Source organism: Cyanobacterium aponinum PCC 10605 (assembly GCF_000317675.1).
In the GTDB taxonomy this organism is placed as follows: Bacteria; Cyanobacteriota; Cyanobacteriia; order Cyanobacteriales; family Cyanobacteriaceae; genus PCC-10605.
Map to the genome: position 1 here is coordinate 2,205,430 of NC_019776.1, position 25,471 is coordinate 2,230,900.

The 25,471-nt window shown below is 32.2% G+C and carries 23 protein-coding genes and 1 tRNA gene; 11 read left to right on the plus strand and 13 right to left on the minus strand.

The window, feature by feature from the left end; genetic code table 11:
• Positions 1-80 precede the first annotated feature (80 nt).
• A complete protein-coding gene (gene folK / locus CYAN10605_RS09210; protein WP_150108995.1) occupies positions 81-623 on the minus strand; it encodes a 2-amino-4-hydroxy-6-hydroxymethyldihydropteridine diphosphokinase in 543 nt (180 codons plus the stop codon).
• 53 nt (positions 624-676) lie between these two features.
• Between folK and CYAN10605_RS09215 the strand changes: the two genes are divergently transcribed.
• The 3 genes from CYAN10605_RS09215 to CYAN10605_RS17825 all read left to right on the plus strand — a co-directional run bounded on the left by CYAN10605_RS09215 (position 677) and on the right by CYAN10605_RS17825 (position 5,200).
• Entirely contained in the window at positions 677-1,423 is a 747-nt protein-coding gene (locus CYAN10605_RS09215) for a HEAT repeat domain-containing protein (RefSeq protein ID WP_015219674.1), read from the plus strand.
• Positions 1,424-1,674: 251 nt separating this feature from the next.
• Positions 1,675-2,424 (plus strand): 4'-phosphopantetheinyl transferase family protein, encoded by a 750-nt coding sequence (locus CYAN10605_RS09220; protein WP_015219675.1) that lies wholly within the window; start codon positions 1,675-1,677, stop codon positions 2,422-2,424.
• A 334-nt stretch (positions 2,425-2,758) separates the two neighbouring features.
• Positions 2,759-5,200, plus strand: coding sequence for a bifunctional diguanylate cyclase/phosphodiesterase (locus CYAN10605_RS17825; protein WP_051018115.1), 2,442 nt, complete (start codon positions 2,759-2,761; stop codon positions 5,198-5,200).
• A 295-nt stretch (positions 5,201-5,495) separates the two neighbouring features.
• Here CYAN10605_RS17825 and hrcA read toward each other — a convergent pair whose 3' ends face one another.
• On the minus strand, positions 5,496-6,572 hold the full coding sequence (hrcA, locus tag CYAN10605_RS09230; protein ID WP_015219677.1) for a heat-inducible transcriptional repressor HrcA: 1,077 nt from the start codon (positions 6,570-6,572) through the stop codon (positions 5,496-5,498).
• A 246-nt stretch (positions 6,573-6,818) separates the two neighbouring features.
• Here hrcA and glnA point away from each other — a divergent pair, with 246 nt between their 5' ends.
• The 4 genes from glnA (at position 6,819) to CYAN10605_RS19300 (ending at position 9,810) form a co-directional block, all read left to right on the plus strand.
• Complete coding sequence (gene glnA, locus CYAN10605_RS09235) at positions 6,819-8,240, plus strand: type I glutamate--ammonia ligase (protein ID WP_015219678.1); 1,422 nt, start codon at positions 6,819-6,821, stop codon at positions 8,238-8,240.
• Positions 8,241-8,700: 460 nt separating this feature from the next.
• On the plus strand, positions 8,701-9,372 hold the full coding sequence (locus CYAN10605_RS09240; protein ID WP_015219679.1) for a response regulator transcription factor: 672 nt from the start codon (positions 8,701-8,703) through the stop codon (positions 9,370-9,372).
• 107 nt (positions 9,373-9,479) lie between these two features.
• A tRNA-Gly gene (locus CYAN10605_RS09245) sits at positions 9,480-9,551 on the plus strand.
• A 133-nt stretch (positions 9,552-9,684) separates the two neighbouring features.
• Positions 9,685-9,810 (plus strand): hypothetical protein, encoded by a 126-nt coding sequence (locus CYAN10605_RS19300; protein WP_277422472.1) that lies wholly within the window; start codon positions 9,685-9,687, stop codon positions 9,808-9,810.
• A 3-nt stretch (positions 9,811-9,813) separates the two neighbouring features.
• On the opposite strand, the gene CYAN10605_RS09250 is transcribed toward CYAN10605_RS19300, so the two are convergent.
• From CYAN10605_RS09250 to CYAN10605_RS09255, 3 genes are all read right to left on the minus strand, one after another.
• The gene (locus CYAN10605_RS09250) at positions 9,814-11,871 is read right to left on the minus strand and encodes an AAA family ATPase (RefSeq protein ID WP_015219680.1); all 2,058 of its coding nucleotides are present in this window, start codon (positions 11,869-11,871) and stop codon (positions 9,814-9,816) included.
• A gap of 103 nt (positions 11,872-11,974) precedes the next feature.
• A complete protein-coding gene (locus CYAN10605_RS18565; RefSeq protein ID WP_133117779.1) occupies positions 11,975-12,172 on the minus strand; it encodes a hypothetical protein in 198 nt (65 codons plus the stop codon).
• 470 nt (positions 12,173-12,642) lie between these two features.
• A complete protein-coding gene (locus CYAN10605_RS09255; protein ID WP_015219681.1) occupies positions 12,643-13,254 on the minus strand; it encodes a hypothetical protein in 612 nt (203 codons plus the stop codon).
• A 367-nt stretch (positions 13,255-13,621) separates the two neighbouring features.
• Here CYAN10605_RS09255 and CYAN10605_RS09260 point away from each other — a divergent pair, with 367 nt between their 5' ends.
• Together CYAN10605_RS09260 and CYAN10605_RS09265 are read left to right on the plus strand one after the other, a co-directional pair.
• Positions 13,622-16,066 (plus strand): GTPase, encoded by a 2,445-nt coding sequence (locus CYAN10605_RS09260; protein WP_041922466.1) that lies wholly within the window; start codon positions 13,622-13,624, stop codon positions 16,064-16,066.
• 130 nt (positions 16,067-16,196) lie between these two features.
• Positions 16,197-17,843: a GTPase gene (locus CYAN10605_RS09265; protein ID WP_015219684.1), complete on the plus strand. Its 1,647-nt coding sequence runs from the start codon at positions 16,197-16,199 to the stop codon at positions 17,841-17,843.
• Positions 17,844-18,072: 229 nt separating this feature from the next.
• Here CYAN10605_RS09265 and CYAN10605_RS09270 read toward each other — a convergent pair whose 3' ends face one another.
• The 4 genes from CYAN10605_RS09270 to CYAN10605_RS09285 all read right to left on the minus strand — a co-directional run bounded on the left by CYAN10605_RS09270 (position 18,073) and on the right by CYAN10605_RS09285 (position 19,415).
• Positions 18,073-18,324, minus strand: a complete 252-nt coding sequence (locus CYAN10605_RS09270) for a hypothetical protein (RefSeq protein ID WP_015219685.1) — start codon at positions 18,322-18,324, stop codon at positions 18,073-18,075.
• Between the two features lie 66 nt (positions 18,325-18,390).
• The gene (locus CYAN10605_RS09275) at positions 18,391-18,642 is read right to left on the minus strand and encodes a hypothetical protein (protein ID WP_015219686.1); all 252 of its coding nucleotides are present in this window, start codon (positions 18,640-18,642) and stop codon (positions 18,391-18,393) included.
• Positions 18,643-18,647: 5 nt separating this feature from the next.
• Positions 18,648-18,884: a hypothetical protein gene (locus CYAN10605_RS09280; RefSeq protein WP_015219687.1), complete on the minus strand. Its 237-nt coding sequence runs from the start codon at positions 18,882-18,884 to the stop codon at positions 18,648-18,650.
• Between the two features lie 51 nt (positions 18,885-18,935).
• Entirely contained in the window at positions 18,936-19,415 is a 480-nt protein-coding gene (locus tag CYAN10605_RS09285; RefSeq protein WP_015219688.1) for a hypothetical protein, read from the minus strand.
• A 789-nt stretch (positions 19,416-20,204) separates the two neighbouring features.
• Here CYAN10605_RS09285 and CYAN10605_RS09290 point away from each other — a divergent pair.
• Both CYAN10605_RS09290 and CYAN10605_RS09295 read left to right on the plus strand, forming a co-directional pair.
• Positions 20,205-20,411 carry a hypothetical protein gene (locus CYAN10605_RS09290; RefSeq protein ID WP_015219690.1) on the plus strand — a complete coding sequence of 69 codons (207 nt, stop codon included), beginning with the start codon at positions 20,205-20,207 and terminating at the stop codon, positions 20,409-20,411.
• Positions 20,411-20,818, plus strand: coding sequence for a type II toxin-antitoxin system VapC family toxin (locus tag CYAN10605_RS09295; RefSeq protein ID WP_015219691.1), 408 nt, complete (start codon positions 20,411-20,413; stop codon positions 20,816-20,818). The genes CYAN10605_RS09290 and CYAN10605_RS09295 overlap by 1 nt, the downstream gene beginning before the upstream one ends.
• Before the next feature lie 5 nt (positions 20,819-20,823).
• Here the strand turns inward: CYAN10605_RS09295 and CYAN10605_RS09300 are convergent, their stop codons facing one another.
• The 4 genes from CYAN10605_RS09300 to CYAN10605_RS09315 all read right to left on the minus strand — a co-directional run bounded on the left by CYAN10605_RS09300 (position 20,824) and on the right by CYAN10605_RS09315 (position 25,136).
• Entirely contained in the window at positions 20,824-21,282 is a 459-nt protein-coding gene (locus tag CYAN10605_RS09300; protein WP_041922780.1) for a hypothetical protein, read from the minus strand.
• Between the two features lie 69 nt (positions 21,283-21,351).
• Positions 21,352-22,644 carry a DEAD/DEAH box helicase gene (locus CYAN10605_RS09305; RefSeq protein ID WP_051018118.1) on the minus strand — a complete coding sequence of 431 codons (1,293 nt, stop codon included), beginning with the start codon at positions 22,642-22,644 and terminating at the stop codon, positions 21,352-21,354.
• Between the two features lie 192 nt (positions 22,645-22,836).
• Positions 22,837-24,144, minus strand: coding sequence for an NF041680 family putative transposase (locus CYAN10605_RS09310; protein ID WP_015219693.1), 1,308 nt, complete (start codon positions 24,142-24,144; stop codon positions 22,837-22,839).
• Positions 24,141-25,136 (minus strand): DEAD/DEAH box helicase, encoded by a 996-nt coding sequence (locus tag CYAN10605_RS09315; protein WP_051018120.1) that lies wholly within the window; start codon positions 25,134-25,136, stop codon positions 24,141-24,143. Before CYAN10605_RS09315 ends, CYAN10605_RS09310 begins: the two co-directional genes overlap by 4 nt.
• Positions 25,137-25,471: the final 335 nt, after the last annotated feature.

The following is a 25,471-nucleotide window of genomic DNA, read 5'->3' on the forward strand; positions in this document are numbered from 1 at the left end:
GCAAAGGTAAATAGTGAATAGTTGATAATTACTCGTTACTCATTACTTATTTCCCCCTCTCCTCTCATCCCCGTGACACTCTAAGCCTCTAAATTTAACGTCTTATTTTCTGAGATGTTGATTAGTAATTCAGATACCCTTAAACCCGTTACGGGATCAATCCAATGGGGGGCTATTTCTGCAAGGGGTTCAAGGACAAAGGTTCTTTCTCTCATTCTTGGATGAGGAATTTCTAGGGTGGAAGTATTTAAAATTAAGTCTCCATAAAAGATTAAATCTAGGTCAAGGGTGCGAGCTCCCCATTTTTCTTTTCTTTCCCTGCCAAATTTTTTTTCTATTTCGAGCAAAGTGTTGAGCAGTTGATGAGGGCTAAGAGTTGTATTGATAATGGCACAGCCATTTAAGTAGTCTGGTTGAGGAGGTCCTACGGGCTTGGTTTGATACCAATGGGAATGATTAATTAATTGTATTTTTTCTGTTTCTTTGAGGGTGAAAATGGCTTCATTTAAAATTTTCTGACTATCTCCTAAGTTACTCCCCAAAGCAATTACTGAGAGGGTTTCATTGGGGAACGCATTTTGGTATCCTGATGAAGTACTTATTTCTTGGTAATTTTTCGTCATAATTGATACTAAACTATTAACCTCTTGGGGCTGATCATGTATCATTAATTTATATGAATGATCTAAGTTTAAAGCAAACCGCTATTGATTTTGATTCCGACCTCGATCCATTGGACGACATTGAGGTTGAGTCTTCTCCTGCTCCTGATCCAGAATTAATGTTACAGTTGATTCGCAGTGATAATAAACAGGAGCAAATCCAAGCTGTTCGGGCTTTTTGCGAAATTAGCGAACCCAGAGCAATTCCTATTTTAATCGAATTTTTAAATAATAGTTGTCCTTTAATTCGGGTTAGTTCTGCTTATGCCCTTGGACGAAATACCGATGAAAGTGCTGTTGTTCCTTTAATTAATACTCTCAAGAACGATTGGAATGGCTATGTGCGTAAAGGCATTGTTTGGGCTTTGGGTAATAATGGCGACGAGCGAGCTTTTGAACCTTTGTTAAATGCTCTTAAAACTGATATTAGTGCGGTTCGTTTATGGGCGGCTAGTAGTTTGGCAAATATTGCTAAGTTGAATTATGAAGATACCATTACTGCTTTACCAGTGTTAATTAAAGCCTTGAGACAAGACGAAGTTCCAGCAGTGCGTAGTAATTGCGGTTGGACTATTGGACAATTATGTCGTGAATTACCTTACAATGTTGTTTATGCCACTGCGATCGATGCTTTAATTGAGGCATTAGTAGAGGATAAGGATTTAGGGGTTAAGGAAGATGCGAAGATGGCTTTACTAAGATTGGGTGATCCTCGTGGTTTACAAATGATTGAGGAGTTAGAATTAGAGGGGATCATATAACCTCGGTTTGATATAAGAATATCCGATTTGGATGGGTTTGACGGTGTTGTAGGGGTTGAGCAATGTTCAACCCACAGGTTTGAAGGTAAAGATTTTCTGAGTATTTGTTGGTGAATAAAAAAATAGAAGATAACAAATCAATTTATTTGCCTTTTTCATCAATATCGTTTTACTTTAACTCTGAACTCAGGTAATAGAGGAATTTTAGTTTGTTGATTATACCTAAATGCGCTTAAAGTTTTGATGCTTTTATGACTTTCTGGGATTTACAATCTTGGCAAAAGATTTCTATTTTACCCTTTTCTTTATTTCCCTATGATGTTCATCTTTTTTATGGTAATGTTAGTAATTTTTTAGATTTTATTCCTTTTTTTAAAAGTCTTTTGTCTGATGATGAACTGAATAAAGCTCTATATTTTAAATCTCAAGAAAGATGTAATAGCTATTTAGTAAATAAAGGTATTTTAAGAGTTATTTTAGCAAATTATTTATTAATAAAACCAGAGGAGATATTCTTTTTTTATAATAAAAAAGGTAAGCCTGTATTAGATTTTAGCATAAACAATATAGGTTTAAATTTTAATTTATCTCATAGTAAAACAGATATAATTTATTGTTTCTCTCTATTAAATTTAGGGGTTGATTTAGAGGAACTAGAAGATAATAATAATTTATTAAGGATAGCAAAAAGATTTTTTGCACAGGAAGAATATCAATATTTACAGCATTTAAAAAAAGAAGAACAAGTTAAAACTTTTTACCAATTTTGGACAAAAAAAGAAGCCTATTTAAAAGCTATAGGAGAGGGATTATCCGGCGGATTAAATACTATTAATTTTTGTACTAACTCTTACTCTCAATGGCAAATTAATAATTTTTCTTTGGATGATAATTTTGTAGGTGCGATCGCAGTTAATGCACAATACAAGTGTAACTATTATTCCTTAGAATTGTTACCAGAAATACTTGAACAGTTAATTCTTAATCTTAGCCAGCTATAAATCATCAAGTAATTTAAAGAAAATGGGATTAATTTTCAGGAAAAGAAAATAAAAGAAATTATTTGTTAAATAAAATACCTATTTCTAGGAGAGTATTCGCTTATTTAAGTTAAATTAATATTGTTATCCAAAAATCATTCCTAGTTTATCGTATCAATGTCAGTGATTACTAAAGCCAAATTATTTTTTACCTTTGTAGTGCTTTTGTTACACTCAGTTCGTCCATAATCCTATGAAAAAATTTATTAGTCTGCGGACAAAAATACTAATTAGCTACACAGTTGTATTTACTCTTTTTTTTCTGTGTCTTTACTGGTGGTCTTATAGAAGTAGTATGAAGCGAAGTTTAGAACGTTTGACAAATAATTTGAAACAAGTTGCGATCGCATCTTCGCAACAGATTGATACAGAAGAGTTAAAGCAACTATTCCAAGAAGGCAAAGCCAATGAAGAAGGTAGTTCAGACGATCCACGCTACAAAAGTCAACTACAATGGATGGAAAAGATAAACCAGTTACACCCCAATATTTTTTTATTTACTTTTACTCACCCCAATATCTCTCAATTATCCCCCACAGATAAAACCGAAATTATCTATTTAGTAGATGTATGGAGAGGAAAAAACCCTCAAAAAAGCGTTGATTTCTTAGAATCTGCCCCCGCCACATCATATCATTTACAAACTCTTGCAGAAGGGGCTACAGTTTATCGAAATTTTTACAAAGATAAATGGGGGAGTTGGATAACTTATTATGCACCCATCAAAGATTCATCAGGACAAATAATTGCGGGAATAGGCGCAGATATGCAAACAGAAGAAATAAATGAGATACAAAAAGATATTCGTGAAAGATTTTTATCTTTTTTTGTCATATCCTATCCTATTTTTTTCTGTTCCATTATCGGATTATCCCATTTCTTAACTACCCGTTTAGGAAAATTACAAAAATATGCCCAAGCTGTGGGAGAAGGCAATTATCAACCAGATATAGACATTTCAGACACTAATTTCATGTTTTCTGTGTTTCGAGATGAAAGAATGGTGTTGAGTAAAGCCTTACGGGAAATGGCGGGGAAAATTAAGCAACGAGAAGACTTATTAAATGGTATTTTTAACCAAGTAGCTGTGGGCATTGCTATCCATGATGTTGACTACAGACTAGAAATAGTTAACAATACTTTGTGTAAATTATTGGATTACTCAGAAAATGAATTAAGACAACAGTCAGGCTATTTTTTTATTCATCCAGAAGATACGGTATCCACCCAAGAATATTTGCGAGAAATTTGCTTTTCTACTAATCTTAATCCAACTTCGGTAGAAAAACGCATCATCACGAAAAAAGGAGAGGTTAAATGGTTAGAAATAACAACTACTATTATTGGGGAAAGAGAAAAACAATGTTTCGTGACTATTTTTCAGGACGTTACTAAACGTCGCTTTATGGAAACTAAGTTAATTGAAGCGGCGAATACCGATTTTCTAACGAAATTACCCAACAGGGCTTATTTTATGGCAACCTTAGAAAATTTGTTGCAGGAAGCTAAGAATACTCCTCATCAGCTATTTGCTTTATTATTGGTTGACTTAGATAATTTTAAAACTATTAATGATAGTCTTGGACATTTAGCAGGAGATAAATTTCTCATTGATATTGCCTATAGTTTACGCCGTTGTTTATCCTCTTCCCATATGGTGGCAAGGTTAGGGGGAGATGAATTTGCAATTCTCCTCGATTCTATCACTAAAGTTGAAGATGCGATCGCAGTTGCAGAAAAAATTCAAGTAGAGATAAGCTCACCTTTTTATATTCATAATCAGGAATTTTTTACCACCTGTAGTATTGGAATTGTCTTAAGTCATAATCAAACTACAAATTCTCCTTATCTTCGTGCAGAGGATTTATTTAGAGATGCCGACATAGCCATGTATCAAGTAAAAAATAAAGGCAAAGGAGATTATCAAGTTTTCGGGAGAGAAATGTATGACGATTTTATCAGGCGTTTACAATTACAAAATGATCTGAGAAAATCCATTGAAAAAGATAATTTAATTATTTATTACCAACCTATAATAGATTTAAAAACAGGAAAAATAACCAGTATTGAATCTTTAGTGCGTTGGCAACATCCAGAATTAGGATTTTTAAATCCTAATAAATTTTTGCCCATCGCCGAACAAAGTGGGCTGATGATTAGCCTTGGCAAATTAGTGTTAAATAAGGCTTGTAATCAATTGAAACAGTGGCAAGAAGCCAATTTAATTCCAGAAAATGTTTGTATAAATGTCAATGTTAGTGAGCAACAATTTGAGCAGGGAAATATCTTACAACAAATTAAAGATGTTTTAAACAAAACCCAAATTTCACCTCATAATTTACGTATAGAAATTACAGAATCAATCATTGCTCATCAAATTCAAAATATTACAAAAATTTTATCAGAAATCAAAAAACTAGGAGTTAAAATTGCGATCGATGATTTTGGTACTGGTTATTCTTCTCTAGCTAGATTGAGGAATTTTCCTTTAAATCAAATAAAAATTGATAAAGCATTTGTTAAACCATTAAATACTCATCCTAAAAATATTAAATTTTTACAAGGAATAATTACCCTTTGTCATAATCTCGAATTAAATGTTGTTTGTGAAGGAATTGAAACAGAAACACAACTAGAAATTTTACAAAAACTAAACTGTAATTATGGACAAGGATATTTATTTTCTAAGCCATTGAGTCAGGAAGAATTTTCTCTTTGGATAATGAATCAAATCTAAATCTTACATTATCTAAGTAACAAAACATATTTAATCTCAGTTCAGTTTAAAAATATCGGATAAGGGTAGGTGTTTGGGAGATGGGGGGATGAGGGGAGAGGGAGATAAGGTTTCAGGTTTCAGGTTTTAGAAGAAAGTAATGAGTAAGGAGCAACGAGTAATTATCAACTATTCACTATTTACCTTTGCTCTCCCCCCTCTCGAGGGGGGATAAAGGGGGGTTTGCCCTTTTACTTTGCCCCTTGCCCTTTTCACCATCACTTATAGATGAAAATTTATCCCGAACTTAAGTAAATTACATTTTTTCAGATAGATAATTAGCCGTACATTCAACAAGGGCGATCGCCTGTTCATAGGGCATTCTCGTCGGTCCAATAATGCCAACACTACCCACAGGATAATCTTCTTGAAAATAATAAGCAGATATTAAGCTACAAGAGCGCATCGACTCCAATGGGTTTTCTGAACCAATATGAATTTTTACTCTTTTTCCGTCCAAATTTTCATTAATATTAAATAAAAGAGGTAGAAGCTGTTTTTGCTCTGTTTCTAAAAAATTTAACAGAATTTTAACCTGATCTATACTTGAAAATTCAGGTTGTTGTACTAATTGTGAGAATCCCTGCAATAAAATAGGAGTACTTTGAGCTAAATGATAACTAGACTTTATCTTTGTGAGCAAATGATTAATAAAATCTGTGTAAAGTTTAAAATCATTATCCAACTCACTGCCATCTAAATGATTAATTTCCCTCAGAGATTTACCCTTTAATTTATGATTTAAAAAATTCGATAAAATTTCTAGCTCACTATCAAGAACTTCAGGATGTAACTTTTGAGAATTAAACGTTAATTCCTTACTATCTAAGACGAAAGATTCTGTTTGGTAATTATCTATGACGATCACCAACATAATTTTATTATCAGCAACTCGAACTAACTGAAGATGATGAATAATATTACCTGAGACTTGAGGTAGGGTAATTAAAGCAATACAGCCACTTACTTCTGCAAGAATTTTTGTTATTTTTTGAAAAAGAATTTCATAACGCCCGGATAAATTGAGCCAAGTAGCATCGAGAAAAGGATCAAGGGAAACTTTAACAGTATTTTGTTCCGTTAAAAGTTGATCCACGTAAACACGATAACCGGAATCAGAGGGGATACGCCCGGCAGAAGTATAAGGTTGATATAAAAAACCAGCCTTTTCTAATTTCCCCATCGCATTACGAATTGTCGCAGAACTAACGCTAAAGTCATACTCTTTCATTAAAGTTTTTGACCCCACTGGTTCAGCCGTTGCGATGTAATGCTTAATAGTTGCCTGTAATACTTTATGATGGCGTTCATTGAGCTTAATTTGAACAGTCATCTTATGCTTTATTGGAGTAGTTAAATATAAAAAGATTATAAAAATTGTTTGTTTATATGGTGCTAGTATAACTTTTCTTTACATCTTCGCTGTGTCTTCTGTCAGTTATGCAAAATTAGCATAAAGACAATAAATATTTATATATATGTATCAATAGCTACAAAACTTAGGTTTGACTGTGCTTAGGATTAAGACTTGTGAGTAAGACATAAAAGTAACGACAAGAAATAAAGGAGAAATAATTTAATGCCCGGAACTCCCCAAGAAGTCTTGAAAATGATTCAAGATCAGAATATCAAAATTATCGACCTCAAATTTATCGATTTACCCGGTACTTGGCAACATTGCTCTTTTTACTACGATCAAATAGACGAATCTTCTTTTGTGGATGGTGTGCCTTTTGATGGTTCTAGTATTCGTGGTTGGAAAGCTATTAATGAATCTGATATGGCAATGGTTCCTGATCCTACCACTGCGTGGATTGATCCTTTCTGCAAAGAACCTACCCTTAGCATGATTTGTAGTATCAAAGAACCTCGTACTGGGGAATGGTACTCCAGAGATCCTCGTAGTATCGCTCAAAAAGCTGTAGAGTATTTAGCTCAAAGTGGCATCGGAGATACTGCTTATTTTGGTCCTGAGGCGGAGTTTTTTGTGTTTGATGATGTTCGTTTCGATCAAACGGAAAACAAGGGATACTATTATGTTGACAGTGTAGAAGGACGTTGGAATTCTGGAAAAGAAGAAGAAGGCGGAAATTTAGGTTATAAACCGGGTTACAAACAAGGCTATTTCCCCGTACCCCCCACAGACACGATGCAGGATATGCGTACGGAAATGCTTTTAACAATGGCTGAATGTGGTGTACCCATTGAAAAGCATCATCATGAGGTTGCTACTGGTGGACAAAATGAATTAGGTTTTCGTTTTGCTACTTTGATAGAGGCGGCAGACTATTTAATGACTTATAAGTATGTGATTAAAAATGTTGCCAAGAAGTATGGTAGAACTGTTACCTTCATGCCTAAGCCTTTATTTAATGATAATGGTTCAGGGATGCACACTCACCAATCTATTTGGAAAGATGGTCAACCTTTATTCTGGGGTGATGGTTATGCCAACTTAAGTAAAATGGCTTTACACTATATTGGTGGTATTTTAAAACACGCTCCTGCAATTTTAGCTTTTAGTAATCCCTCCACTAACTCTTATAAGCGTTTAGTTCCGGGTTTTGAAGCTCCTGTTAACTTAGCTTACTCCCAAGGTAATCGCTCGGCTTCTGTACGTATTCCTTTATCTGGTACAAATCCTAAAGCGAAACGTTTAGAATTCCGTTGTCCTGATGCTACTAGCAATCCTTACCTAGCCTTTGCCGCAATGCTTTGTGCAGGTATTGATGGTATTAAAAATGAAATTGATCCGGGTGAACCTTTGGATGTGGATATTTATGATCTTTCCCCAGAGGAATTAAGCAAAATTCCTTCCACTCCCGGCTCTTTAGAACAGGCTTTAGAGGCTTTAGAACAAGATAATGCTTTCTTAACAGAAGGTGGGGTATTTACTGAAGACTTTATCAATAATTGGATTGAGTATAAGTTAGATAATGAAATTAACCCTATGCGTCTTCGTCCTCATCCTTATGAGTTTGCATTGTATTACGATGTCTAAACAAACTATTTGATAACTTCTCATTTTTCTGGAGGCATTGTCGCCTCCTTTTTTATTATCTTAACCTGAGTTCGGGATAAGCTGAAAGCATTATTTTCTCCTAGTCAGAAAACCTTATAGCTTCTTAGAAACAACGATAAAATTGCCTTAATCCGAACTGACTTAAACAAGGGGCTTAAGCCCCTTGCTAAAAACCCCTACCACCTGCAACCTGCAACCTGCAACCTGCAACCTGCAACCTGACACCTAACCTTGTTGGATATTCTTAAACCGAACTGAGGTTATCTTAGTTCTATAAAAAAATCTCAGTTCGGGGTTTTCAATTCTTAATTTTTAATTATCAACCATTTACCTTTGCCCCTTGCCCTTTGCCCTTTGCCCTTTTTGCCATGACTCATCGATGAAAATTTATCACGAACTCAGGTTAAGATATAAACCATAGAGAAAGATAAAGAGAAAAATGAGTAAGATTTTAGTGGTAGAAGATGAGCAAAAATTAGCTAAGTTTTTGGAGTTAGAGTTGCAATATGAAGGCTATGAAGTTGCGATCGCACCAGATGGAAAAGAAGGATTAAAGGTTGCTCAAAAAATTAATCCTGACCTGATTTTGCTAGACTGGATGTTACCCCAAATGTCTGGTTTTGATGTTTGTCGTCAGTTACGTAGTTTAGGCTGCATGATTCCTATTATCCTTTTAACTGCAAGGGATGAAATCAATGATCGTGTGGCTGGTTTAGATGCAGGGGCGGATGATTATATTGTTAAACCTTTTGGTATTGAAGAATTATTATCTAGGTTACGAGTCCATTTACGCAAAAGCAATGAAGAAGACCCCGACGAACTACACTTTCTTGATTTGAGCTTGAATCGTCGTACCCGTGAAGTAAAAAGAGGCGATCGCATCATCGATTTAACCGCTACGGAATATGACTTAATGGAATATTTAATTTCCCACCCTCGACAAGTATTAACTCGTGATCAAATTTTAGAAAAAGTTTGGGGTTATGATTTTGGCGGAGATTCTAATATCATTGAAGTATATGTAAGATACCTGCGACTGAAATTAGAATCGAATAAGGAAAAAAGAATTATTCAGACTGTTAGAGGCGTAGGCTATGTGTTGAAAGATTAATTTTCATTTTTCTAAGAGTTTACCTTGAGAACGGGAAAAATTTTAAGAAAAACCTTGACATTTTTTTATTTTTTTGACACAATATTAAATGTCGCAAACAAAAAGATGCGGGTATAGCTCAGTGGTAGAGCGTCACCTTGCCAAGGTGAATGTCGCGCGTTCGAATCGCGTTACCCGCTTATTAAAAAGTAAAAACATAAAATAATTACTGAGAGATAGAGTATCTGGTATTAATCATCAGGTATTTAAAGTAAGAGTAAAAAATAGTGGTATTCAAAAAGAAAAAGTTGCGGATAACGTTTTATTTATTATGTGAAAATAGAAAATACAGTAGTTTTATTAACTGTTTATACAAAATCAGAACAGGCTAATATTAGTAGTCAACAAATTATTAATATCATCAAAGATTATCAAGTTAATTCTACTACAGAAAATTAAACTTTAATATAAAAGAGCAATAGCCTCCCCTATTTGTTTAACTTTATTTACTAATTCGGGGGGATTAATTACCTTAACTTGTCCACCAAAACCAACAATCCACCGTAATAAATCAATGTCTTCTAATGACCATATCGGTAATTTTACTTGAAAACGATTAGGAAAGTTTTTATCTTCTGTTTTTTTTAGGGTAAAAAGAGGATTTGTTTCATGATTTTTATGAAGACGGGCTGACATTTTCATTTGTTGTAAAGGGAAGCGATTTGTACCTTCACTGATAAACTTAAAAATATGATTATTAAACCATAATTCCATAGTTATTTCAGCTTTGCTTTTTTGTTTAGTATCGAGATATTGTTTTTGCAATTTGACGTTATTTCCAAGGAAGATTCCTCCGCTAGCTTGATATAGTTTTTGTAATTTATTTAAGGCGTTTATTTGTTGTTTCATTTCCCTTGATTGATGAGTCTTTCTACATAAAAATAATCTATCTAATCTTTCAAACTTAAATAATCCTTTATTTACTCCTTCTGCATATTCATAACCTAAATACCATCCAATGTTATGAAAAACTATTTGTAATGGATAAATTAGAAAATAACTATTATCCTCTGTTTGATTATATTGAGAGTCATCTTTATAAAATTCGGCACTGCCTAAAAAGCGATTTAATTCTAATAATTCTCCAGAGGCGATCGCATCTTCTAAGACATCAATTTTTTTGGCTAAAGAATCATTAGGAAGACTGTTTAAATCAACAATATTTTTATTATAAATTGCCCTGACAGGGTAACTTTCAGAGTGAGCGATTTTAGCATTTCCTAAACGACTTTTAAAGGTTTCATAGACTGATAAAGCGACAGGATCTGATAAACTATTAGCTTGGGCTTCTAATAAGCGAAATACCTTGATTAAATCTGTTTGAGATAAAATTCCTGTGCCGATAAAATAGCCTTTTTTCATGGTAAAATCGGGGAAAATGCCAAAGGGTTTTAAAACTTTTTCTATATCTTTACGAATACTATCTCCACAATTAATATTAATAACTTTTTCTTGTTGCATGGCTTCAATTAAACTTTGCAAACATCCTTCTTTATCTTTATAAGTTAGAGGATGATAGATGATAAAATGAATGGTTTTTATTAGTCTGGTAAATGGTTCAATATCTGAGTAAGGATGGGTTACTAAATCGTCAATATTTACTATTTCAATATCTGGTAATGGTTCATAATTTTGTTGATTAATAATACCCATTTTTTCCAGCCAGATTAAGTCTTGTTTAATGGCTTCTGGTTGAGCATAAATTTTGTCATAATATTTTGTTAAAAAGCCACAAATTTCTTCTATTTCACTGTTAAATTTAATCTCATCTCCAAAGATTTCTCTGATTAATTCAGGATTGGATTCTGAGAGGTTGCCAAGATTGGGATATTTAATTATAAGGCTAATTAAGTGGAAGATGCGATCGAAGTCTAGTAATCTTGAATAAGGATGAAATTGTATTTTACTATTGGCAGTGCGATTGGTGCGATTGACTTGTACTCGATTTAATTTTGAAACTTTATCATTGAATTGATTAATTTCTAATTTACCTTCTTTAAAAGGTATGTTATAAACAGCTAAAAAACCTTCCGCAGGAAGAGGTGGAAAATTTCTTAGGGATTGATATAAATTAGTTATAACATCATCTGGTACTTGACGTTTTCGCTCTTGATTCCATTCTAAACAAACATTTAAAGGGGTTTTTAAATACCAACCAATCCAGTTAGCATTTTCATATTTTGCTAACTTTTCTAACAGAGAAATTCGCCACCATCTTTTAGCGTTAGTGGCATCATAAATAATTGGTTTTTCTGCTTGAATATAACTGTCAATTTGTTTAAATATTTCCGTTTCAATTAACTGCCAATCACCCTGTATATTTTCGTCTCCAAAAAGTTGTTGTCTAATGTTATCAGTGGAGATAATTTGATAATTAGAATATTGTTTAATTATATGATTAGCTAGAGTTGATTTTCCGCTACTGGGGCAACCGATTAAAATGTGTGAAACAATAGACATATTAAAAGTATTTTTGTTTTGACAGTTATTTTTTAGCTTGTTTAGAAATCCACTAATTAAAATAAGAAATAAACCAATGAATAGCTTTTTTAACTAATTGATATTACTTTTCTTGATAAAGTGTAGAAACTTTATTTTTAACAACATTATATTTAATATTCCGGATTGTTTGGGTAATTGTTTTTTCTTCTTCTCTGTTATTAGCAATATTTCTTACTTCATAAATACTTAATAATATTAGTAATTTCTGTCTTTCTTCACTACCCATTTTCTCTAATGATACTAAAGAGGCGTGCCGCAATGCGGATCTCTCCGAGATCGCTCAACACAACTTTTTCCGATTTATCCTCATTAACAATATAAGCCAAATCCGCAGGAAAATCCTTGAAAGTGGTAAAAAAAGTTATGTTATCAGCATAAAATGAAAGTTAGATCGAATTTTCATAGGATTAAAATTGAAAGAGAGTAAGAATAATAAAATACTCTCACTCCCTTGTTAATAGTGCATTGACTTTGAACACATTAAGGGTAACAACGAACTTAAATCAGGTAAACAGATTACTGTCGCCAAGACAACAACCAACAACAGTTTAAGGGCAGACAGCTAGGTACGTCTAAGGTAATGTTATTGTTATGGTCAATGCACTTCGGATGTACATAAAATGTACTTAATGGCTAACCGAGTAGCCAAGAGACGAATTTTACCTCCATTTATATATCAGGAGAGAAATTAAAAATTATGCAAATTTCTGGAAAAAATTTTTGGCAAATTTAATCTAAACCCAATAAGCGACGACTGGCAAGGGTAAAATCAATGTTAATAGTAGTATTATTGTTAATCCTAGCAATTTCATCCTCCGCTTGGTTCATTTGAGTAATTGCCTCTTGACGCTCTTGAGCTAATCTGTCAACATCAAATACTTGAATATACAATTTTCCCGAACCATCCTGCCCTGATAAGTTTTCCCGTAATAACTCATAGTTAATATCTTCAACGGTTAAAGTAACCCTTTTATTGCGTTTCTTCTCGTTAATCAAATCATCATATAAGCCCACTTTCGAGGTTAAAAACTCAATTTGACTTAGCTTTTCAGAAATGCCCGTGCGTTGATTATTAACAAAAATAGCCTCTTTGAGTTTGAAAAAATCCGCTTCAATATCCAAACATTCTTGCAGTTGATTGCGATAAGTATTGATCATTCTTTGGATTTCATCGGCTACTCTGGGAGTAAGGTTAGCTAAACTCACTTCAACGGAGGTAATGGCTTCAACTTTTTCGTCTTCATGGTAGTAACGCACACGGTTAAACACTGCTCGTAAATTTTTGCGCTCGGATTTAAACTTATTAAGTAGCTTATTAGCTTTGTTTAAAGTTATTTCCATATTTTAGTTATGTTTAGTTATGGGTGATGTTTGCCTATTTACATATCAGGAAAGAATCGAAAAATTATGCAAATTGAGAGTAATATATTCGGTGTTAAGAAAAGACCATATTATGTTATGTTAGCTTTTCATGATCCTGAAACTCGTAAATATACAGATTTTCCAATGGCTTAAACATCGTCTCAAGAATATTTGTTTAAGGATTTTAAGTAGTTAATTATCTTTTTTCTCAATTTCACTAAGTAAATTTTGCATAAATCAGAAAAATGAGACTGATAACTATAGAGAGAGAGAAAATATATTTCGCTTCGATCGAACCTTAAATTAAGTATTTTTACTTATCAATGGAGTTTCCAATATGCTAAATATGCTAAACAATATCGATTTATCCCAAAGTTTTAATATCGCCATCATGGGAAGGGCTAACACAGGCAAAAGTTCGTTAATGAATGCCTTGTTACAATTAAGTCGCAGACAAGCCTTACAAGTCAGTAAAGTAGGAATACAAACTCACCTAACAAAAGATTTTGTGATTCAAAAATTTTTTAATGATGATGTTTATTTAATTGATACTCCTCCTATTCATGATGAATATTTTGAAAATCATAAAATTATAAATATAATCAATGATATAGACTTAGTAATTCTGGTTATTGACGGTTATCCAGTGTATGGACACAAATACATTTTTCAAAAACTAAGTATCTATAAATCTAATGTCTTTGTTGTTTTAAATGGTATGGATAAATGGGATAACTGCTTTTCTGATTGGATAAATTACACAGTTTCTCAATGGGCAAATTATCTCAATGTAGATCAAATTTATTTAACTTGTACAAGAGGTTATAATCCTACAGAAAATAGTCCTCAAATAGATATTCGAGGAGTTGATTTGTTGCGTCAAGATATTAACAATTTTATTAATGCAAAAAATCGAGAAAAACAAACAAATATTTTAGAGCAATTAGCTATTAAAGTTAAAACAAATAATAACAATAAAGAAATATTAATATCAAAATCTATTAAAAAAGAAGGTAAACCTTCAGACTTTGAACTTGCTTTAGAATCTTGTCAAGAAATTGCGATCAAATCTTACAATATTAACTTAAAATATAGTCAAGAGTTAGCCAACATTTTAGCTAGTTTTAAGAATAATATCAATAAAAAGAATTACAGTAATTCTAACCATAAGCACAGAGAAATTAAAAAACTATTTAATTATATAACTCAACTGATAGACAATATTTTAACCCAAGATTTACAACAATTAAATGAATCTTTAGCTATTAAGAAAACACACCTCCAAGATTATAGTATAGCCTTATTTGGACGCACAAGGGCAGGAAAAAGCACTATTCGAGAAGCCTTAACTAATGGTGATGGTAGCACGATCGGCAAAGGAGGGCAACGCACCACCAGAGATGTCCAAGAATATCGATGGAATCATCTACGATTAATTGATACTCCGGGTATTGATGCCTACGAAGGAGAAGAAGACACCGAAAAAGCCAATAAATCGATCAACGAAGCGGATATGGTATTATTTCTTACTAGCGATGACTCTGTACAACCGTCAGAATTTGAACAAATGGGAAGGTTAAGTCACATTGAAAAACCTTTTATTGTCTTATTAAATGTCAAAGGAAAACTGGAAAATGAAACCCAGATAAAACGATTTTTAGCTAAACCTGAAAAAACCTTTGACGAAGAAAGATTATCAGGACATCATAACCATATTAAGACTTATGTTAAACAACATTTAACCATTGAAGAAGTGACAATTATTGATATTCATGCAAGGGCTGGATTTTTGAGTAATCAATCAGAATATCAAGAATATAAAACCGAATTATGGCAATTAAGTAAACTAGATAAAGTTTATTCTATCATCGCTGAAGATGTTTATAAAAATGGGAATGAAAGACGAGCTTCTACTTTTTTTGAAGGCACAAAAGTATTAATTAACGACATAAGAAAACAATTAGATTTTATTGAGAAAAATATAGCTGATAAAATTAACTTTTTTCAAAGTAAAGAACAAGAAATTAAAAGAATATTTTTTCAACAAATAAATGATAGTAAAAGAGATGTTGATAATGAAATTAAACAACTATTTAGACGATTTAAACAAGAAATACTTGTTTTTATAGACGATTCTCTAGGAAATCAAAATGCAGAAAAAATATTAAAAAAAATAGAGAAAGAATTTAGTGCTAAATTAAACAAATCTATTAAGATACTTTTTGAAAAATATGGAAAGGAATTAAAAGCAAAATTTATAGAATTTGAAAGAGAGTATAAATATGATACAGAACATATAGAATTTTATTATCAATTTGAAAATTTTTATAAAGCAGGATTTGGAGACTTTGTTAAAAATTTAGGTTTATTATTTAGTGGTATTGGTGCGGTGGCTTTTGTTGCCGCTAATTGGTGGAATCCAGCCGGTTGGGTTGTTGTGGCAGGATGGGTTACTACTGGAGTAAGTATTGTTGCAGGATTATTTTCAGGAGGTTTAAAACATCAAGATAAAAAAGAGTTTCAGCAGAAAAAAGATAAGTTAAAAAATGACTTAATTCAAGATATTGATAGACAACAAATAAATCTTATTGGAGATATTCACAAAAAAATTGAAACCCAGTTTAAAGATATTGAACAAGATATTTTATCTTCTTTTTCTTTGTCTCGTCAAGAATTATACTCTATCAATAATGAACTTTTAACCATTAAAGTTCGTATCAAAGATATTTTTAATCGATTAGAGACAGATAAATATTTAATCTTGCAACAATCAGCTAAAAAAAATATCTAATTAAATAAATGATAATTTACGCAATGGAAAAGATTTTATTTCATTTCGAGGGATAGCGAAGGAATCTCTAACTCTTAACTTTTCTAAAAATGTCCAAATACTCTAACTAAAAAATCAGGATAAAAAATTTATGTTTAACTTTTCATTTACCTGTGAATCTAATGCTATTAAAGAGCTAGTTTTATCTAGTTTAAGTATGATAAATTCATGCACTGAACCACAAATAAAAATGTTAATTGATGATTTTAATAGCTTTTGGTTAGAACATCAAAAACAACCTAAATTAACCATCTCTTTTATTGGACAATATAACGCAGGAAAATCAACTTTAATTAAATCCTTAACTGGAAATTCTGCTATTCTTATTAGCCCTGAAATTTGCACCGATAAAGTAACTGAATATCAATGGAATGAGGTTTTATTAATTGATACTCCCGGAATTTATGCAGGAAGAAATGATCATGATGACATTACTTTAAAGAAAATTTCTGACTCAGATTTATTAGTATTTGTTGTACCTAATGAGCTTTTTAACCCTCAAGGAGGAGACTTCTTTAAAAAAGTAGCAAATGATATGCAAAGAGTCGGACAAATGATATTAGTTATTAATAAAATGAGTCGTGAAACAGGAGAAAAAAGCGAACTTTTAAAAACTATTTCTACCGTAATTAACCCTCATCATTATCAAGATTTTTATACTTGTTTTATTGATGCTGATTCCTATTTACAAGCCCGTTACGAAAATGATGAGGATGAAAAAAAATACTTGATTGAAGAATCTAATTTTAATGATTTTTTAAACTCTTTACAAATATTAATCGATAAAAATAAACTAACAGCAAAATTAATCACTCCCTTACATAAATTAGTGGACTTATTAGAAAAAAGCTATAATTTATTAGTAACAGATGATGACTCTATTGCTTATTTATTAGAGTTATTAAGAAGGGAAAAAAATATTATAGAAGCCTCTCAAATTAGAGCTAAAAATATTTACAATTCTGCTTTAAATCAGCTTGAACATGAGATAATGATGATTGGTGATAAAGTAGCCAATAAAATCGATGGATGTTACAATGAAGATGAAATTAATCAAGAAATTACTAATGCTCAACAACAAATTAATTTATCAATAGAGAAAATAATTACAGAGATAAATAATGACCTTAAATCAGAGTTAAATAATTTAGAAAATGAGTTGCAACAACTAGGACAATCCCTTTTAGGGCAAAAAGTAGAAGTTGAATTTAGAGAAAAGAAAAAAACTCAAGACTATAATTTTAATGGGTCAAATAGTAATTATAATTATGGGAAATATGCTGGTAACGCCTTTAATTTTATGGGTAATTTTGCATCCAAAGCGACAAGAGATGTTGTCTATAATGTGGGTAAAAATTTAGGGGTAAAATTTAAACCTTGGGGTGCGTTTAAAATGGCTAAAAATATTCGAGGAATTGCTCCTATTTTTGCAGTATTAGGCTTTGCTGTTGATATATGTATGAATGAGAAAGAAAAAGATGAAGAAAGAAAATATGAGCAAAGATTAAAAGAAGCTAGAAATCAATGTCGTCAAAATTACCATGATTTAGCCATAGAAATAAGAAATGATTATCAGGTTAGTATTGCTGAATCCATTAAATTTTATGATGAACTATTATGGGATATTAATTTGACAAAAAATGAATTGCAAAAAAACAACACTAACCAACAAGAGAAAGGCAAAGAAATTGAGATTCAATTATTAAAAGTTAAGCAAAAAATTAGTAGTTTAATATAGTAGTAATAATTATTGAAATTCAACTTAATTCAAGAAAATGATTAATTATTCCTTCGCTTTATCAATTTCGCCGATTTTTTGATAATCAGAGATAATATTCAGGGTGCGATCGTGCTTTGGTACAAGTTGAAAGTGTAAGCGCTTCTTAAAGTGTAAAATTTATTTTTGCTTACTGCCTAAGTTGACACCAGTGAATAATATTAAACCCCTACAAAATGATAAAAATAGATTAAGAGTCTTGACGATTGTTAATATTTAACCCAATTACACTCATGGCAGTAAGACAATTTAACAATAAAAAGACAGGGGCTTCTCCAGCTAAATTGATTCGGTGATGTATAGAGATGTCATAATTTTTTTCAACATTATGAGAATAATCTAAAGCCTTCCAATCACGCAAAATCCACCAACCGACATAAGCAGAAAGACTGATACTATAAATAAAAGCAATTAGATAAAATACATTAAATATTTGTTTCATTTAGCTAAAATATACTATTTAAAACATAGTATAATAATGTTTTTTGATTATATATATAAAAGATAATTAACCTTTTTTTCGATTATTAATATTTAAGCCAATAACACTCATAGCAGTAAGACAGTTTAATAATAAAAATCCAGTGCCTTCTGCCACTAAATTGATTCGGTGATGTATAGAGACATCATAATTTTTTTCGACATTATGAGAATACTCTAAAGCCTTCCAATCACGCAAAATCCACCAACCTAAATAAGCGGAAAAACTTATACTATAGATAAAAGTAATCATGTAAAATAAATTGAATATTTGCTTCATATTTTTTATAAGGGATACTCCTGCGTTTCAATATGATTTAATTTAAGTTGGGTATTGTTCATCAATTCGTATCGGGTTAATTCTTCTTCAAAATTGTCTAACATTTCTAACAGTAAATTAAGTTGATTAATTTTTCTCCTCATTAAGTCTCGATTATGTTTGTCTTTAGATTCAAGGTTGCACAATTCGTTATAAAGATAGTCTCTAATTTCTTTGATATTATCCATAGTTGATTTTTTCATAACTTTATCTTCCACTTATATATCAGTGAAAAATTAGAAAATTATGTGCTTTTAATACTGGTAATCGGATGAAGTTTCTAAGAGTGTTTGAATTTCTAGGATGTCTTCGGGAGAGTCATCAAAACAATTTTCTTCTAACCACACTTTTATATGAATAGGCATTATTTTGCCGAAGATATGGGGAATAGAGAAATTATAGGCTTTTTGATAATCCCATGTACCGGGCAGGGGAAATCTCTCGTCTAAAGCATAGCTTGTCATTCCATGATGTTTAATTTCTACCGCATCACCAATGGCATAGGCAGACTGAATACAGGCGTGTTCTCTGACTGTAGGTCCTCCTGATAAGTCTAATAATTTAGTTAAATAGGAGAGGCGATCGCGCAGAGAGTATTTGACGTTATCATGACATAGTATAGCAACGCAAGAAGCAAAGGTTTTATATTTTTGTTCATCTTCATGGGGTTTTTCAGTGGTAATTTGATGGTAGGCTTTTCTATAAGTGGATTTGAGTTGTTTCCAAGTATCCATAATTTTTACTCTCTGATTTTTCTGCTACTTATATATCAGGGAATAATTTGTAATTTATGCAGATTATTTAACAAAAAAGTATGAACTGTTAAACATATTATTTGACTCCGAAGAAAGAAAGTAACCAAACCGAATATACTATTATCAAGGCATTAGATTTTGAGGACAAACTAAAGCTATTAAAGTATATCAATAATTTCATGGTACATGACTACAGAAAATAATGTTTCCATACAACTACCAGACTTTCAATGCAATATTAGGAGTACAGATTCCAGAACGATTCACCCTATACTAAACATTTGACAAAAATCAATATTTTCCGTCTCTCAAATATCTGATATATTCATACTATTCTAATAGGAAAGAAGGTGTAGGTATCGTTCATGAGGTAGCTGAATCAATAGTACCCCTAACTCATGTATCTACTTTTCAACAATTTTGTGATGGTCTTGTAGCGATGTTAACTGGATATTACTATGAATATGATAGTTTAACCTACGACATCATTTCCCTATTTTCGAGTATATGCTCACCCAGATATACAATACATCATGTCGCTAGAATATATGGCAAAAGTCATAATAGACTATTGAATGAAGAGTTTTTGCATAATTACTTTTATGCTGAGTATATTGCTGGTATTGATGTGATAGAAAACCGTATGGAAAATCTGATCATATTCTCTCTTGAAGATAATATCAACATAGACAAATATATGAATACCCAGTTATTAAAAAGATGAAAAATAAGCTAGTATGATATTAGTCATACTTACACATAATTATCATGAAAAAAACTTTATATATACCCGATGAATTATGGGAAGAATTAACTAATTATTTAAAACAGCATCCTCAAGAAAATCCCTCTAGCGTAGTACAAATGGCATTAAAAGAAAAGTTACGCCCTCGTAATGGTGAAGGGTTATTAAAGTTAGCAGGAATAGTTAAAAATGCGCCGAAGGATGCCTCTACAAATATAAATAACCGCTAATGAAACGATTAGTATTAGATGCAGGACCATTAATAGCGTTAGTATCTGAAAGAGATAACTATCATAGTGAAGCTAAACTCGGTTTTAGCCAAATTTCCCTTCTTTTTGGGGAAGTTTTAACTCCTTTACCCATATTATTTGAAGTTTATAAGTTTGTATCTCGCAATGAATCACCGAAGATAGCACAGAAATTATTAAGTGTTATTCAGAAGGAAACAGTAATTGTGACTATCTCTGAATCAGATTTTGTGAGTATATCGGATTTAGTGTTGAATTTTTCCCATTGGGGAGGTACTTTAGAAGATGCTTCGGTAATAGTAATTGCTAAAAAATATCAGGGTAAAATTTGGACTATTGATTATAAAGATTTGGGTTTTTTTGGTGATATAGAATTTTGGAATCCTTGACTTAATTATCTTTTTTCAGTTACTTTAATATTAAAATTTTCTTCTAACCAAGAAAGATCTAATTTCCAGTTAAATTGACTTCTTTGTGTCCATTGAGACCAAACTTTTGCGAGATAATTTTCTACTTGTAAGGTTGACCAATTATTAACTTTAGCTAAATGTTTTTTTGCTTCTGCTTCTTTTCCTCTAACTCTTGCTAATCCTATATGTTTGACTTGATGACAACTTGGACAAAGGGCAGTTAATCCCATTAGTGTTTGAATGTATTTTTCATCGTCATAGTGCCAAATTTCGTGGCATTCTACGGGATGTTTTTCTCCAATTCCTCCACAAATTTCGCATTTATAATTGGCTTTTTTATAGGTATCTTTTCGGAGTAGATCCCATGTTTTTTTGTCCACATGATCTCTGACATTAGAAAACCAACAAGTTTGCGGTACAAGTTCGATCGATAATTTACACATAATTTTAGGTTCTCCTACATTTAATTTTGTAAGGTGGGCAATGCCCACCAGAAAGTTTTTTTTATAAAATTAAAGTTCGTTTTCTTCTTCTTCTGTTAAATCATCGTTGGCATCTTCGGGGGGAGTAACACCTTTAATAGTAAAAATAAAAGTGTCCTTTTGTTCCATCACTTTTCTAACTTCTTCATAAAAAGGATAATCCCCAATACCGCTCATATTAACCCATCCACGAGAGCGAGTTAAAGCGACAAATAACTGATTTCGCAATTTCGGATCACTTTCATTTTCTGCGATATGATCTAAGCCAACAATATAAACCATATCCGCCTCATTGCCTTTAGTGCGATCGATCCTTGATACGGTTATCGCATCGTTATGCCAAAATCGATCGGGATTACTAACTTGCCAATTAAACTTAATTTGGTTAGTATTGGGCGCACTGGGAATATAAATATTAATTCCTTCTTTTACTAAAAAGTTAGCAATAGTTTCTTCTAATTTGTTACCCGTATATAAGGGAGGTGTAGTGTACCCTAAAGCAATAACTAAAATATTACGACTTGATTTTAATTGATCTTGTTCTAAGTTAAACTTAATTTTATCTACTAAGGCAAAAAGTTCTTCTTCACGGGAATTATAAGTATTAAATTCGATTACTGAATCCTGCCATAAATCAGGTATAGAATTAGGTGAGTTTTCTTTTGGGCGAGTGATAGTAATAGGTTTAGTTGTACTTCTAAAATCACCTTTAACCTCGAAACCAATAGCTTGTAAGTCTTTTTTCCGCATCCGCCTTGGATGAATAATATCACCTTCTCTCAATAATCCCGTACCCAAAGCATAAGCAGTCGTGAGAATATTGCCTGGGGTACGATAACACCTTTCCATATCATAGGCTTTACGGATATTTCCTGAATAAATACCTCCACTTTCACCCCCCAATATTTGACTTAATTTTTTTCCAAATATAACTTCTGCGTTAGGTGCGATCGCATTTGGAGAGTGGATAGTTTGAGACTCATCATAAGCCCAAATTAAACGTTTTTGAGTAGGATCATTTTCGTCAACGGATTTTAAAGACTGATAAGCTAACCAGTAAATAGCTTCTTTTTTTTCATCATCAACGATAAATTTTAAATTATCATTTCCCGTTACTAAATCTTGTCCTTCATCAATAATTAGAGCATCAAATATAGGATGAAATTGAGGTTTTTTGGTTAAAAAATCTCGACATCCATAAGCTAAACTATGATTAGGATTTCCTTGCCCTGTATTTTGTGGTAATAATTTTGTGATGTTAAATTCTTTACATAATTCACCATATAAGCCATCTCTTTCTTTTGCACCCCAAGCATGAAGCACTCTTAAATTAGAATTACTATCATTTTTAAAGGTTACTTCCCCATTAGTAAAACGTTCTATCCATAACTCGAATAATTTTTCTATTTGATCATATAACTGTACTTTAGACTAAGAAAATATTGCACGGCAATAAGTAAGCTAATAAAAATTAGCCCTCAGAGAAAATAAATTGAGTTAGTTATTTCTTAAAAGTTACGTTTTTCGCCTTTTTTTACTTTTGGATTGCCGTTTTTTGATGGTGGGATAAACTTTTGCTTTATTTCTTTTTCTCCCTTTTTGCCAACCATTGGATTTTCCCCGACTTTTGGGAGTTTGGGTCGGACTTCCAATCTCCATCAATAATGAAATCATTGACCGAGCTACCCTTTGAGGGGTTAAATTCTCTTGTGGTTTTTGCCATGGTAAATGGTGTTCTTGGACTAAATCCTTTGAAAGCCATAATTGCCAAGTAATATTAACAATTAAATCACTCCATCTTTGACATTGGATTGGAGTGCGAAAATTGGGTAAAGTCCAATGCAATCTCTGTTTGGCAAAACGATACCAATGATCTACACCAAACCTTCTACTGTATTGGCTCCAAATCTTTTCTAATGATAAAAACTCCTCTCCTACCCAGATTAACCATAGTGGGCGATGTTTACTTCCCGTTTTTTTTGGGTTTAATCGTTCAATTTTCAATAAAGTCAGTGTTTGTAATGGTGCGTTGTAAAAATGGAGTTGTGTCCATTTACTGACTCGTATTTGTCCCAAAGATGGATCTTCCATTTCCAAGACTTCATCCGCACAGGGGAAATTATCAGACTCATTTAACTTCCATTTGTCACCATGTTTTTTTGGTCTTCCTCTACCACTATAAGGCTCAGGATTTCCATAAAAACAGAGATTAGAACGAACTCGAATTAGTTTGCTCACCTTAACATTTGCCGTTTGTTTAAGGAAAGTAGCGTTCCCATACTCGCAATCTAAGACCACTAATTTGGGGATGTTGGATGGTAATTTTTGACAAACTTGTTTGAGTTGCCACGTTGCCTTATTTAAAGGAGTTTCAAAGGATGTAATTCTTTCATGTCTTAAAGGTAATGTCCAACTACCTTGATGATCTAATTGGGGCAACCATGCAATGGTACTATACCCTTGTCCTATTACTGATGAGTGGACAGAGCAATGAGAATATTGATAAGTTCTGTCTTTCATGGTGGGACTATCTTCAAATTCCCACCGAGTATGGTCGATGCCAAATAAAAAATATTCTAAAATGGGAATTTCTTGAATATATCTTCTCATAAATTTGTTGCCATTAGGACGACAATCTTCTATTGCTTCATATGTACTAGACCATTGGCGGTGAAAAAAGGGGGACAAAGAAAATTCTGCCAGACTACGAGCATTTTCAGTAGCCATGATACTATCCATTAACTGAAAAGCGGCATCCTTACTTTTGACCAACATTTGATGAGTGTCAAAACGAAATTGTTGAAGTCTGCTATATTTGTTCATAGAGAGAGAATCAAATTTGTGGTTATTTTTATTGTCTCTCTATTTTCTTTAAAAGTCTCTTGTATCCTGATTTCCTTTTTATTTAGTCTAAAGTACAGATATAAACTACGGGTAAAAAAGACAAAAGCGACTTTCCAATCAGGATGTTTTAAATGGGTGATAACTGCTTTTTGACTGAATAAAACTGTTTTACCTGAACCTGCTATACCTCTGACTCGTTGCGGGCCGGGAGGAACTGATTTACTAGCCCATTCTTGCTTAACATCCCATTCATACATTAATTTTTGGGCTTCTGCTAAGATGTTATAACGAGTTTTTCCTTGATGGGAGTTAATATTTGGTAATTGTTTTCTTAAAATTGATGTGCCACTAATAACACTCAAAAGTGACTTATATTGTTGCTCATTTAATGATTCACCTTCAATAATATGATTAGCTTTTTCAATACGTTTTTTTAAGCCAACTTCCCCTAATTGATTGTTAAAAATAAAAGGGCTACCTTCTTCTATTCCCTGCCATCCTCTTGATTGCCATTGATCTGTGCTAATATAAGGAAAGGCTATTAAAGTTTTGCCAATGACTTTATTGTTAATGTTTGATTCTTGGTTTTTTATCGGTTCTAAATCACAATATTTCCGCAAGACTTGAACGTATTTAGAAATATTATTTATTTTAAAATTATCGATTAATTGTTGTTCATAGAAATTGATATTATTTCCATCAAGCCAACTAATTTGTTCAATAGTTGCTAGACAAACTTCAATAGTAATAATTCCCCATTCTCGATCAATTATTAAAATATCAGGCTCTTTACGGCGATCGCCAACTTGTAAAAATAATGGATAACGCCAATAACCTACACTTTCAGGGCGAGGAGTATTAAAAGCCTGTCTCACAGCATCCCAAATTTTTTCGTAACTATCTTTATATTCAGGAGGAATAGCTTCAGTAGTGATAAAACGAGATAATCCTTTTCTTGATGGTGTTGTCATGATTTTTAATGCCTATTTTTTTGTTTGTCGATCAATTATGTTTAAACTATCAGCTTAATAATTAGGTGTATTAAAAAATTAAGATAATTTAATCGTTACTTACATATCAGGAGAGGTGAGAAAAAATATGCAGAATCAAAAAAATGACCTGCATACTTTCCGTTAATTAATTAGCTAATTTAAAATCCCAATAAACTGTGGAAATAAGCAATTTATCAGAATCTTCCTTTGTTAACTCAGCAATAATTCGCAACTTCCATAAGGGATAAGAATTAAGATAAAATTAGTGCAGTTTAAAACTAATTTTACTACTGTTGCCTGTTGCTTGACTTCGG

Coding starts and splice junctions, on each gene's coding strand:
- CYAN10605_RS09255 (WP_015219681.1), bottom strand. CDS start 13,254: ATGGAAATAACTTTAAACAAAGCTAATAAGCTACTTAATAAGTTTAAA.
- CYAN10605_RS09315 (WP_051018120.1), bottom strand. CDS start 25,136: ATGACAACACCATCAAGAAAAGGATTATCTCGTTTTATCACTACTGAA.
- CYAN10605_RS09220 (WP_015219675.1), top strand. CDS start 1,675: ATGACTTTCTGGGATTTACAATCTTGGCAAAAGATTTCTATTTTACCC.
- CYAN10605_RS09250 (WP_015219680.1), bottom strand. CDS start 11,871: ATGTCTATTGTTTCACACATTTTAATCGGTTGCCCCAGTAGCGGAAAA.
- hrcA (WP_015219677.1), bottom strand. CDS start 6,572: ATGACTGTTCAAATTAAGCTCAATGAACGCCATCATAAAGTATTACAG.
- CYAN10605_RS09300 (WP_041922780.1), bottom strand. CDS start 21,282: ATGTGTAAATTATCGATCGAACTTGTACCGCAAACTTGTTGGTTTTCT.
- CYAN10605_RS09270 (WP_015219685.1), bottom strand. CDS start 18,324: ATGAAACAAATATTTAATGTATTTTATCTAATTGCTTTTATTTATAGT.
- glnA (WP_015219678.1), top strand. CDS start 6,819: ATGCCCGGAACTCCCCAAGAAGTCTTGAAAATGATTCAAGATCAGAAT.
- CYAN10605_RS09285 (WP_015219688.1), bottom strand. CDS start 19,415: ATGGATACTTGGAAACAACTCAAATCCACTTATAGAAAAGCCTACCAT.
- CYAN10605_RS09275 (WP_015219686.1), bottom strand. CDS start 18,642: ATGAAGCAAATATTCAATTTATTTTACATGATTACTTTTATCTATAGT.
- CYAN10605_RS09240 (WP_015219679.1), top strand. CDS start 8,701: ATGAGTAAGATTTTAGTGGTAGAAGATGAGCAAAAATTAGCTAAGTTT.
- folK (WP_150108995.1), bottom strand. CDS start 623: ATGACGAAAAATTACCAAGAAATAAGTACTTCATCAGGATACCAAAAT.
- CYAN10605_RS09215 (WP_015219674.1), top strand. CDS start 677: ATGAATGATCTAAGTTTAAAGCAAACCGCTATTGATTTTGATTCCGAC.
- CYAN10605_RS09295 (WP_015219691.1), top strand. CDS start 20,411: ATGAAACGATTAGTATTAGATGCAGGACCATTAATAGCGTTAGTATCT.
- CYAN10605_RS09260 (WP_041922466.1), top strand. CDS start 13,622: ATGCTAAACAATATCGATTTATCCCAAAGTTTTAATATCGCCATCATG.
- CYAN10605_RS09265 (WP_015219684.1), top strand. CDS start 16,197: ATGTTTAACTTTTCATTTACCTGTGAATCTAATGCTATTAAAGAGCTA.
- CYAN10605_RS09280 (WP_015219687.1), bottom strand. CDS start 18,884: ATGAAAAAATCAACTATGGATAATATCAAAGAAATTAGAGACTATCTT.
- CYAN10605_RS09310 (WP_015219693.1), bottom strand. CDS start 24,144: ATGAACAAATATAGCAGACTTCAACAATTTCGTTTTGACACTCATCAA.
- CYAN10605_RS09290 (WP_015219690.1), top strand. CDS start 20,205: ATGAAAAAAACTTTATATATACCCGATGAATTATGGGAAGAATTAACT.
- CYAN10605_RS17825 (WP_051018115.1), top strand. CDS start 2,759: ATGAAGCGAAGTTTAGAACGTTTGACAAATAATTTGAAACAAGTTGCG.